At 36.7% G+C, this 11,893-nt stretch carries 10 protein-coding genes; 5 read left to right on the forward strand and 5 right to left on the reverse strand.

What is annotated here, in order from left to right; translation table 11 throughout:
• Positions 1-575: 575 nt before the first annotated feature.
• The 4 genes from glmS to MW688_RS00945 form a co-directional block, all read right to left on the reverse strand.
• On the reverse strand, positions 576-2,459 hold the full coding sequence (glmS, locus tag MW688_RS00930; protein ID WP_486734026.1) for a glutamine--fructose-6-phosphate transaminase (isomerizing): 1,884 nt from the start codon (positions 2,457-2,459) through the stop codon (positions 576-578).
• 158 nt (positions 2,460-2,617) lie between these two features.
• Positions 2,618-3,622, reverse strand: coding sequence for a glycosyltransferase family 2 protein (locus MW688_RS00935; protein WP_486734027.1), 1,005 nt, complete (start codon positions 3,620-3,622; stop codon positions 2,618-2,620).
• A gap of 140 nt (positions 3,623-3,762) precedes the next feature.
• Positions 3,763-4,728 (reverse strand): glycosyltransferase family 2 protein, encoded by a 966-nt coding sequence (locus MW688_RS00940; RefSeq protein WP_486734028.1) that lies wholly within the window; start codon positions 4,726-4,728, stop codon positions 3,763-3,765.
• 181 nt (positions 4,729-4,909) lie between these two features.
• Entirely contained in the window at positions 4,910-6,115 is a 1,206-nt protein-coding gene (locus MW688_RS00945; RefSeq protein ID WP_486734029.1) for a phosphoglycerate kinase, read from the reverse strand.
• Between the two features lie 270 nt (positions 6,116-6,385).
• On the opposite strand from MW688_RS00945, the gene MW688_RS00950 reads away from it, so the two are divergent.
• Genes MW688_RS00950 through MW688_RS00965 form a run of 4 tightly spaced genes read left to right on the forward strand, consistent with a single transcriptional unit; the run spans position 6,386 to position 10,334 of the window.
• Positions 6,386-7,312: a glycosyltransferase family 2 protein gene (locus MW688_RS00950; protein ID WP_486734030.1), complete on the forward strand. Its 927-nt coding sequence runs from the start codon at positions 6,386-6,388 to the stop codon at positions 7,310-7,312.
• Between the two features lie 12 nt (positions 7,313-7,324).
• Positions 7,325-8,278: a GDP-mannose 4,6-dehydratase gene (locus MW688_RS00955; RefSeq protein ID WP_486734031.1), complete on the forward strand. Its 954-nt coding sequence runs from the start codon at positions 7,325-7,327 to the stop codon at positions 8,276-8,278.
• 3 nt (positions 8,279-8,281) lie between these two features.
• Entirely contained in the window at positions 8,282-9,493 is a 1,212-nt protein-coding gene (locus tag MW688_RS00960) for a glycosyltransferase family 4 protein (protein WP_486734032.1), read from the forward strand.
• Positions 9,494-9,512: 19 nt separating this feature from the next.
• Entirely contained in the window at positions 9,513-10,334 is an 822-nt protein-coding gene (locus tag MW688_RS00965; RefSeq protein WP_486734033.1) for a sulfurtransferase, read from the forward strand.
• 33 nt (positions 10,335-10,367) lie between these two features.
• Here MW688_RS00965 and MW688_RS00970 read toward each other — a convergent pair whose 3' ends face one another.
• Positions 10,368-10,583: a hypothetical protein gene (locus MW688_RS00970; RefSeq protein ID WP_486734034.1), complete on the reverse strand. Its 216-nt coding sequence runs from the start codon at positions 10,581-10,583 to the stop codon at positions 10,368-10,370.
• Between the two features lie 259 nt (positions 10,584-10,842).
• Here MW688_RS00970 and MW688_RS00975 point away from each other — a divergent pair, with 259 nt between their 5' ends.
• Positions 10,843-11,811, forward strand: coding sequence for an ADP-ribosylglycohydrolase family protein (locus tag MW688_RS00975; protein ID WP_486734035.1), 969 nt, complete (start codon positions 10,843-10,845; stop codon positions 11,809-11,811).
• Positions 11,812-11,893 lie beyond the last annotated feature (82 nt).

Here is an 11,893-nt window from a genome sequence, read left to right on the forward strand (position 1 = left end):
CTCTACGGTTTTGTGGAGAGATAATAAAGTTTTATAATTTCTCTCGATGAATTTCTTGATTTTGCCTCATCTATATTAAACTCTCCAAAAATAAAGTTGTATAATTTTGACTATCAGGTAGAGTTTAACCTTAATTATAGAACTTTATTATCTTATGACAAAGATGTAGACAAATAATAAAGTTGGTAATTTTCGATGAGTGTAATGCCTAATCTCTGGTTGGATAAAGTAGAACTAAAAAAAATAAAGTTGGTAAATTTTGGTTACTAAATTTTTGGGCAGTTGTTCAACTCCATTTTTGTAAGATAATAAAGTTGGTAAATTTCCGCAGTCAAAAACCGTCAATCTACATATAAGGATAATATATTGACATTTACCTCATTCTGCTTCGGACTCCTCTAATTAGTACAATAGTCATGATGTCCTCATTTCTTAAAACACTAGCTATAAAGAACCTCTGTAGATAGTGTTCCTACTATCTAAATTTACGCACTTTATTATAAATTTACCAACTTTATTATAAACTTACCAACTTTATTATCTAATTACAAAAGAAAAAGCCTTTTCTAAAAATTTTATTCAACTGTAACAGACTTGGCTAAATTACGTGGCTGATCCACATCTAAACCTCGCCGCGCAGCAATATGATAGGATAACAGTTGTAAAGGAATGACTGATAGAATTGGAGAAATCAATTCATCCACCATCGGAATTGGTAACAAGTCATTAAAAACTTTTTCTGCGTTTTTATCGCCTTCGGCAATAATGCCTAATAATCGTGCATCTCGTGCTTTTGCTTCTTCTGCATTGGATAATATCTTATCATAAACAGATCCAGGAACAGCGATGACAACCACTGGGACTTTATCATCTAATAAGGCAATGGGACCATGTTTCATTTCCCCTGCGGGATATCCTTCTGCATGAATATAACTAATTTCTTTTAATTTTAATGCCCCTTCTAGGGCAATGGGAAAATTAATTCCCCTTCCTAAAAAGATAAAGTCTTTAGTATCGTTAAAATCATGAGCTAATCTTTCAATAGCTTCATTTTGTTGTTCTAAAATTAACTCTATGTGTTGGGGTAATTGACGTAACCATTCTATAATCAATTGAATCTTTTCTAGGGATAATGTTTGCTGACGATAAGCTAATTCTAAAGATAGTAAATAAAAACCTATCAATTGTGCGGTAAAACTTTTTGTTGCCGCCACGCCAATTTCAATTCCTGCTTGAGTATTAATAATACTATCGACTAAATTTGCGAGAGTACTTTCAGGATGATTAGTTATCCCCAGTAAATAAGGGCGATATTCTTTATCTGAGCCTAAAAAACATTTTTTTTCTGCCTCTAACGCTGCTAAGGTATCTGCTGTTTCTCCAGACTGGGTAACACCGATGGTTAAAGTGTGGGGAAGTAATGGCGAAGGTGCATAACGAAATTCTGAGGCATATTGTACCATTGTGGGGATATTCGCCAATTGTTCAATCAGGTATTTACCTAGTAAGGCAGCGTGCCAACTTGTACCGCAAGCTAAAATCCGAATGTGCTCTATTTTTTTTGGCAATTTTATTAAACCGAAATTAATCGGGCTAAAATCGGGATTTTCTGCCAATTTCCATTTATGATTGAGATAAGTTTCCAAACAAGTACGAATCACCTTTGGCTGTTCGTAGATTTCCTTTAACATGAAATGACGAAAACCTTGCTTTTCTACTGTTGTTGTAGTCCAGTCTAAGGTTCTAGGAAGCTTTCGCAATTTTTTTCCAGAAAAATTATAAACTTCTACTCCAAGAGGAGTTAAACGGGCAATTTCTCCATTTTCTAAAGACAGAACCGTATTAGTATGGGGCAACAACGCTGTTACATCTGAGGCACAGAAAAATTCCCCTTGACCAAATCCTATGGTTAAAGGAGCTTGCTGACGGACTACCAAGAGTTCATCAGGATAATTTTGGCAGAGAATCGCTAATGCAAAGGCTCCTTTTAAGCGATGTATTGCTTTTTGGACGGCTTCAATAAAATCGTCTCCTTCGGGATTTTCTGGTAAAAAAATAGAGATTAAATTAGGAATCACTTCTGTATCGGTTTCTGAAGAAAATTTATATCCCTTACTGATTAATTCGTCTTTAATCTCTTGATAATTTTCAATAATCCCATTTTGCACTACTGCCACTTTATTGTGAGTATCCCGATGAGGATGGGCGTTATGTTCTTCTGGTTTCCCATGAGTTGCCCAACGGGTGTGACCAATGCCAATATGGAAGGTGTTGCTTTCTTTTTCTAATTTTTTCCGTAAATTCTCAAGTTTTCCCTTGGCGCGGGTACAGTGTAATTTACCATCTAACACCGTCGCTACGCCAGCCGAATCATATCCTCGGTATTCTAATCGTTTTAAACCCCCAATTAAAATATCTATCGCTGATTCCATACCAATATAGCCAACAATACCACACATACTCACTCCCTATAGTTTTGTCAACAATTAATAATTTAGTTTATCCTATTTTCAATTTTATTATGATTACCACTAACAAAATTGAACCTCTAAGTGGCAAATCAAGAGATTATTCCCTCGGATTTCTGAAAACAATAAATTTCTCCCAATCCGTGACTTTATGTAGCCTCCCTCTCTGCTTTGATTTTTGGTTTGACTTTAAGGGCATCAAGCAGAACACTATTACTAACTAACCCACTTAGAAGATTAGGAGGATCTCTCATAGGCTTTTGTAGAATCTTTGTTTTTAAAGACCAAATCAATAAACCAATTATTCGAGCTAAATCTGCAATCCCAGAATAAATAGCACCGTAATTTTTCACAAAATAGTGTTTTCTAGATTCAAACCAATATTGTGGTAAAGGTTTTATGGGACGATAGCGATCGCCTACTCCCGAACTTTGTCCTACTAAATGTATTACTCTACTTTCCGGTACATACCAACATTCCCAACCTGCTTTGTTTGCTCTTAAACAAAAATCTGATTCCTCATAATACATGAAGTAATCTTCGTCAAATAAACCAATGTCTTCAAACACTGCCCGACGAACTATCATACTTGCTCCCGATACCCAATCTGTTTGACACGGTTTTTCCGATATTTCACTATATACTTTCCATTTTGACAATAGCTTTGAAACTATACCTAAACGAACACCTCTTTCTAATTCGCTTAAAATACTTTCAAAACGAAAAGCTGAATATTGTGGAGTTCCATCATTTTCTTCTAGACGGCTACCTGCTATACCTACAGCAGGATATTCTTCCATAAATTTCACTAGGGCAGAAACAGCCCCAGGCTTTACAATAGTATCTGGATTTAATAACAAGTAGTATTCAGGAGGTGTTTCAGACTCTAAAGCTGGGCGAAAAACTGCGTTATTACCGAAAGCAAATCCTCCATTTTTTTTTAGAGGAACTACTGAAACCCAGGCTTTCCAACCTTCGGTTTCTATTACCTTTTGAATTTTCTCTACAGAATCATCTCCTGAGGCATTATCAGCCACAACTATTTTTGCTTTAGGCAAACATGATATTTCTTTGGCTATTGAGTATAAACAGTCAATAGTCAATTCTGGAGTCTTGTAGTTAACTATAGCTATCAATAAATATACATTCAACATAATTTTTATACATGATTTTTTAGCTTATGTGCTTATATTTCTTACAATCATCCCCCTTAAGATTCTCTTAGGGAATTAAAGTAATTCTTTAACTCTGGTGTTGTGTTTTCTGCTAAATAGCCATATAAACCTTTTTTACATTAACTAGTTGTTTTTACTCTAAATTTGTTTAAATAGAACTTAACTTGTCCTAACATTTGAGGAAATTTACCAATTACGTTAAATATACCATATATAATAGCATCTGTAGCTGTTGCCTTATTCTTTTTAAAACTATAGAGGCGATAGAAAAGAAAACTGTATGCAACTAATAATAATATCAGGGTTATTCCTTTTGTTAACCAAGCCAAAGCAAGAAGACCACTAGGTAACAATAACCCCCATAACCAGTTACTAAAAGTCTCTTTTTTCTTATATTTTTCAGGAGAATTTCCGTGAAGCCAAAATCCTTGGGCATAGGAATAACCGTTTCTCACTTCTCTTTTCCACCACTGACCAAATTGAGTCATTTGGGCATCATGCCAACCCATGTCCTCATCAAATTGTTTGATTTTCCAACCTTTTTGTCTTAACCGGAAACATAGTTCTGGTTCTTCTCCACCCACGATTTCAGAATTAAAACCTTCTACTGAAGTAAAAGCACTCAGACGCATCATAGCGATTCCACCACATTCATTAATTTCTCCAGTTTCTTTCATCCATTCCAAAGAGCATAGACGATTATAAACTGATAACTCCGGGTGTAGTTCATTTAATACTCCACAGACTATAGCTAATTTTGAATCTTTTGATAATTGTTCTTCTGCAAAAGATAGCCATCCTTTAGCGAGAATGCAATCTCCGTCCAAAAATTGGATATATTCGACTTCAGGATAACTCTTCAATAGATAATAAGCTCCTTCATTCCTCCCACGAGCTGCTGTGAAAGGTAATGCAGGATCCAGTTCTACAACATCTACATTATTAGACTTAGCGATAGACACGCTGTTATCTGTTGAACCAGAATCTACATAAACAATACATTTTATTTCTTCTAAAACAGATTGGAAACAACTGTTTAAATTGGCTTCCTCATTACGTCCTATAATAACAACACCTATTTTCATTAGACTTTTTTACTAATCATCCTTCAATTCCATATTATCTCAAATTTTGCATCACAAAATTATTGAAGATTTCAAGATAGTGTGATACACAAGAAAACCTAACTATTAATATAGTATGGCATATATAGTAGTTAGGTTTAGTGACTTTTCAAGCCCTCCTAATATGAGGGAATCAACTTTTTTAAGCGTCGTCTAAAGCGGCAATACCTGGTAACTCTTTACCTTCAAGTAACTCAAGACTAGCACCACCACCAGTAGAGATATGACTCATTTGGTCAGCGACTCCTACTTTTTCCACCGCCGCTACAGAATCACCACCACCAATAATAGTAGTAGCGTCATTTTTAGTTAATTCAGCGAGGCAACGGGCAATCGCTTCTGTGCCAGCGGCAAACTTGTCGAATTCAAATACACCCATAGGGCCATTCCAGATAATTGTTTGACAATCTGATAAAGCCTCTTCAAATAATTTGATAGAATCAGGACCAATGTCTAACCCCATCCACCCGTCAGGTATGTTATCAATACTCACAGTTTTAGCTTCAGCATCAGCCGCAAAATTATCAGCTACCACTACATCAGTAGGTAAAAGTAATTGAACATTTTTCTCTTTGGCTTTTGCTTCTAATTCTTTAGCTAAATCGAGCTTATCTGCTTCTACTAGAGATTTACCCACATCTAAGCCTCTAGCTTTATAGAAAGTAAAAATCATGCCTCCACCGATTAACAGCTTATCGCATTTTTCCAGTAAAGTTTCAATTACACCAATTTTAGAGGAAACTTTGGAACCTCCAATAATAGCTGCTAGAGGAGGTTTGGGACTTTCAATTGCCTGTTGTAGATAGTTGAGTTCTTTTTCGATTAAATATCCTGCTACATTAGGGCTAAGATATTTAGTAACTCCTTCGGTAGAAGCGTGGGCCCGGTGTGCTGTACCAAAAGCATCGTTAACATATAAATCAGCATTAGCTGCTAATTTTTGGGCAAATTCTGGATTATTTTCCTCTTCTTCTTTATGAAAGCGCAGATTTTCTAGTAATGCTACCTGGCCATTTTCCATAGTTGCTAGTTTACTAGTTACACTATCTCCAACACAATCGTCACAGTAAATTACTTCTGTCTTGAGCAATTCCGATAGACGTTTCGCTACTGGAGTTAAGCGCATACTTTGTTTTACTTGTCCTTTGGGTCGTCCCAAATGACTGCACAGGATTACTTGAGCACCTTTTTGGCGTAATTCTTCAATGGTTGGTAGTGCTGCTTTAATCCTTGTATCATCGCTAATTTGAAGATTATCATCGAGAGGCACGTTAAAATCTGCCCTGACTAAAACTTTTTTTCCTGCTAAATCTGCTTCTGATAAATTGGCGATTGTTTTCTTAGGCACAGCCTATACCTCCTTAATTTTTTTATGGTTTAATGCGTGAAAATATTCATTATGTCTTTCCTTCACTGAATTTAAAATCCAGGGTGTGTAGACGACCGTTTTAGGCGGTCAATTTTTAGCTAAGTTTTTTCCAGAGGAATTTATTCCTCACTGTTAAACTTAGATAATTTCACTATGATAGAATCCTACCATGAGCTGAAGCGATAATAATTAATTGATTAATTCTCTCTATATAACCTTTGTGAATTTAATTTTTTTTGACTAACGGCTATGAATCAACCAGAAATAGCTGCTATCATTTGTACTCATAATCGAGATAATTATCTGGGATTGGCAATTGATAGCCTTCTACACCAAGAATATAATAATTATGAAATTATTATTATAGATAATGCCTCTACGGATTCTACTAAAGACGTCGTTAAAGCTAGACTCAATCAAGGGAAGATAAGATATGTTTATGAAGCAAAACTAGGTTTATCCGTGGCCAGAAATCGAGGTTTTGCAGAAACTAAAGCCCCAATTATTGCCTATTTAGACGATGATGCGATCGCCTCAAATCACTGGCTAGAAAAAATTGTTACAGCTTATACCAAAAATAGTCGTTTGGCGATCGCTGGTGGTAAAGTAGATTTAATTTGGCCTCCTGGAGTTCCTCAACCCCGATGGATTTCTGAAAATCTTGCTGGCGCTTTGGGATTGTATGATTTAGGAGAGGAACCAAAACTCATTACTAACCCTAATCTCACTCCTAGAGGGCTAAATTACACAGTAAGACGTGCTTTTTTAGAAGAGGTAGGAGGTTTTGATATCAATTTAGGTAGAGTGGGAAAAAAACTACTATCCAACGAAGAGTTATACATGACTCAATTAGCAATTCAAAAAGGCTGGCAGGTAGCCTATCTTCCTGAGGCTTTAGTATCTCATCATGTCTCACCCGAAAGATTAGAAGCCGATTGGTTTTTACGTCGCAGTTGGTGGCAAGGAGTAAGTGAATATTATCGAGAAGAAGCCGAGGAGAGAGTAGGTTTTGGGCAATTATTCAGAGGCAGTGAAAGATTACTCAGAGGGTTATACAAAGCTAGTAAATACATACAAAATCCTGCTTTACGTTTTGATAATTTAACCTATGCCTATGGTCAAATTGGTTATTTAAAGGTAGTTATAGAGAATATACTCAAGATTAACAGGAAATAAAATTAGTAAACAATGGTTAAAACAGCATTAATTTGTGGTGTATCTGGACAAGATGGAGCGTACTTAGCTAAATTACTACTGAGTAAAAACTATCAAGTATATGGTACATCTCGGGATGCTCAAGCTTCTTCTTTTCGTAATTTAATCAAATTGGGAATTTTAGACCAAATAGGTTTAAAATCCATGGCTTTAAATGATTTTCGTAGTGTTTTACAAGTACTCAAACAAGTAAAACCTGACGAAATTTACAATTTAGCGGGACAAAGTTCTGTAGGTCTTTCTTTTGAACAACCTGTAGAAACCCTCGAAAGTATCTCTTTAGGGACTCTCAATCTCCTTGAAGCAATTCGCTTTACTGAAGCGCCAATTAAATTTTATAATGCCGGATCTAGTGAATGCTTTGGAGACATAGGTAAGGCGATCGCTGATGAAAATACGCCATTTCGTCCGAGAAGTCCCTATGCTGTCGCTAAATCAGCCGCTTTCTGGCAAGTTGCTAACTATCGTGAGGCTTATGGTTTATTTGCTTGTTCTGGTATCTTGTTTAATCATGAATCACCCCTGAGACCAGAAAGATTTGTGACACAAAAAATTACTAGCGCCGCCCATCGAATCGCCCAAGGAAGTCAAGAAAAACTCTATTTAGGTAACATAGATATCGAAAGAGATTGGGGGTGGGCTCCAGAATATGTAGAGGCTATGTATTTAATGTTACAACAAACCGGAGCAGATGACTATTTAATTGCCACTGGATGTACCCATTCTCTCAGGGAATTTGTGGCTAAAGCTTTTGAGTATGTAGAATTAGATTGGCAAGAGTATGTGATTAGCGATCCTAGTTTACTACGTCCAACTGAACTAATGACTAGTAAAGGAAACCCGGAAAAAGCCAGAAAAAAACTCGGTTGGCAGGCTAAATTTGCTATGCCTGAGGTAGTGAGTATGATGATTGAGGCAAAAAAATAACAGATGAAAATTTTGATGGTTTGTTCTACTTTTCCTTATCCTCCTACTAGGGGAGGTACTCAAAATAGAAGCTTTAATCTACTGTACTATATTGCCAAAAAACATCAAGTCACTCTAATTACTCAACTAACAAAAGATGTACAAGAATCACAAATTAGTAGTTTAAGTCAATATGTGGCTAATTTAGTGGTTTTTCGGGAACCTCAACCAGCAACAAAAGGGGTAATCTCTAAATTAAATAGATTTATACAAGCTTGGATAAAAGGAACTCCTGCTAATGTACAATATCTCTACTCCCAAGAAATTCAAGATTGGATTGATCAAAGGGTGAGTAAACAAGAATTTGAAGCAATTACCTGTGAACATAGTGTTAATGAAGTTTATATTCGACCAGAATGGCAGGAGAAATTAACCACAGTAGTTAATATTCATAGTTCTTTGTATAAAACTTGTAAAAATCAACTGGCAACTAATACCTCAACTCATCCTCTGCGCGATCGCCTTTATCTGCCTTTGTTACGTAGTTACGAACAAAAAATGTTGCAGAAATTTTCTCAAATTGTGGTCACTACCAGAGAAGATTTAGTACAAATGCAAGAATTTAATCCTACTGCCAAAATTACTATTATTCCTAATGGCGTTGACTTGGAATTATTCCCCTATAGAGAGAAAGACCCCTGTGACTATGGCTTAGTTTTTGTCGGTGGTTTAGACTATGTTGTAAACATCGATGGTATTTGCTTCTTTAGTAAATCGGTATTTCCTTTGTTAAAAAAGCGATTTCCTCAAACAACTCTCACTATTGTTGGCGCTAATCCCGCCATAGAAGTTATTAATTTAGCCACACAACCAGGCATTACTGTTACTGGCAGGGTTCCCTCGGTAGTAGAATATTTACACCAAGCTACAGTTGCCATTGTACCTTTGCGTACTGGTTTTGGTATGAAAATCAAAACTTTAGAATATTTAGCCGCAGGAATTCCTGTAGTTGCTAGTGATAGTGGTTTAGAAGGTTTAGATGTAGATAACCCTCTGTGTGCCTTACGAGCCAATACAGTAGAGGAATATGTAACAATGATTAGTAATCTTTTCCAAGATAGTCAACTTAGAAATACTTTATCGATAAATGGTCGTAAAATGATAGAGGAAAAATATACTTGGGAAAAACTTAGTTATCAATATGAAGAAGTTATTACCAGTTCTAATTGTAAATAGATAAATTATTTTGAATTTTATGTCTTTTTATCAAACAATTGTTTCTCCTCAATGGTTACTAGAAAATCTTAACAATCCCGACATTGCGATTATTGACTGTCGCTTTGCTTTAAAGTCTCCTTCAGCAGGAAAACAAGCATACCAAAACGGTCATATTCCTAATGCTTTATACTTCGATCTCAATGAGGATTTATCTTCCCCAGTAAAAAAACATGGTGGACGTCATCCCCTGCCAGATTTAGAAAAGTTGGCCCAAAAGTTAGCTAATTCAGGTATAGAGTGGCAAAAAACCCAGGTAATTGCTTATGATGATTCTCGCTTTGCCTTTGCTTCCCGTCTCTGGTGGTTACTACGGTATTTAGGACACAATCCCGTGGCTTTGCTTGACGGTGGTTTTAGTAATTGGCAAGGTAAAGGGTATCCTGTTACTCAAGAGGTAATTACTCCTAAACCAGCACAGTTTATCCCTCAACCTCAATCAGAGTGGGTAGTTGATATTAATCAAGTAAAAGAGCGTAAAGACGAGCCTGGAGTAGTTTTAGTGGATTCACGGGATAGGGAGCGTTATTTGGGGGAAATAGAGCCGATTGACCCGATTGCTGGCCATATTCCCGGCGCTATTAACTTACCATGGAAACAGATTAGCGACGATACCGGGTTGATTCTATCTAGGGAATATCAACAGCAACGGTGGGCTAATTATCAAGATGCCTCAGAAATTATTGTATACTGTGGTTCTGGGGTGACTGCTTGTGTTAATCTTCTGTCTCTGGAGGTAGCAGGTATTGATAGAGGGAAACTATATGCAGGGAGTTGGAGTGATTGGTGTTCTTATCTGTAGGTGATGAAGAGCGATCGCATCTTTTATTTCATACTAAAATTCACTGAGTGGAACGGTTTCGCCCTTTGCTATTTCCTGGCGTACCATCGCAGCCATCTGATCCCATTGATCATTTGTTGTGGCAGCAAACCGAGTTTCCCATTTTTTCTCGTCCTGTAATTCTGCTAAGAGTCGAGCCGCGATCGCATCTTGCTGGTCGGGCGGGAGTTTTTGGATTTGGACGATCACCTGTTGAAGCAGTTCAGTCATAGTTCAGTAGCAGTCAACACCGCATTTCATATAGCTTCTTAATTTTAACGTGAGTTTGATAAACTTAAAAAGGCGAGACCAGGCTTAATCTATCTACCGAACATTAACAGCAACGGTGGGCTAATTATCAAGATGCCTCAGATTGTGTTAATCTTCTGTCTTTGGAGGGAGTTGGAGTGATTGGTGTTCTTATCTGTAGGTGATGAAGAGCGATCGCCTATTTTATTCATACTAAGATTCACAAGATAAATAGAAACCAATGCTAGAGTCATATACTTATAACTACAACAAAATTTTATCAGGTTTAATGGGAGTATGTGTAGGAGATGCCCTGGGAGTTCCTGTAGAATTCACTCGTCGTGAAAATAGAACTCAAAATCCCATAACCACTATGACAGGATATGGAACTCATCAGCAATTACCTGGTACTTGGTCTGATGATAGTTCTTTAACTTTTTGTTTAGCTGAGGCGATTTGTCAAGATTTGTCTTCTGAAAAGATTATGCAAACCACAGGGGATAATTTTTGTCGTTGGCGCAATGAAGGTTTTTGGACTCCTTATGGTCATATTTTTGATATTGGAACCACTACAGCTATAGCAATTAGCCATCTTAAGATGGGAGTGTCTCCTTATTACTCTGGAGAAAATAAGGAGAGAAGTAATGGTAATGGTTCACTAATGAGAATTTTACCCCTTGCTTTTTGTTATCAAAAGTTTGATTTCACAGAATTGATTACTTTAGTTCACCAAGTTTCTAGTATTACTCATGCCCATTTACGCTCTCAAATGGCCTGCGGAATTTATATTAGTATTGCTATTGCTCTATTAGAAGGGAAACAGCCTCTAGAAGCTTATCATCAAGGTTCTCAAAAAGTTCTTACTATTTACCAAAATGACCCCTATACTCAAGAAATAGATAAGTTTAAGTGGATATTTAGAGGGGATATTCATAATGTTTCTGTTGATAATATCTCCTCTAAGGGCTATGTTTTAGACACTCTTGAAGCAGCATTATGGTGTTTTCTAAACAGTAATAGTTATGCTGAGGCAGTTTTGAAAGCGGTTAATTTAGGAGGAGATACGGACACAACGGCAGCAGTAACTGGAGGATTAGCAGGCATCTATTATGGTATAGATGCAATTCCTCAAGATTGGATTAATCAAATTGCTCGCAAAGATGACATTATCGAACTGAGTAGGCGCTTAGTGTATTCCATTTATCAATAGTGCCTTGGGAGCAGTAGAAGAATGTATTCGATGAGTTTGTAGTAGGGCTTTAGCCCCAATACTGCGTAGGTTTTGAATCAAA

Source organism: Johannesbaptistia floridana (assembly GCF_057440575.1).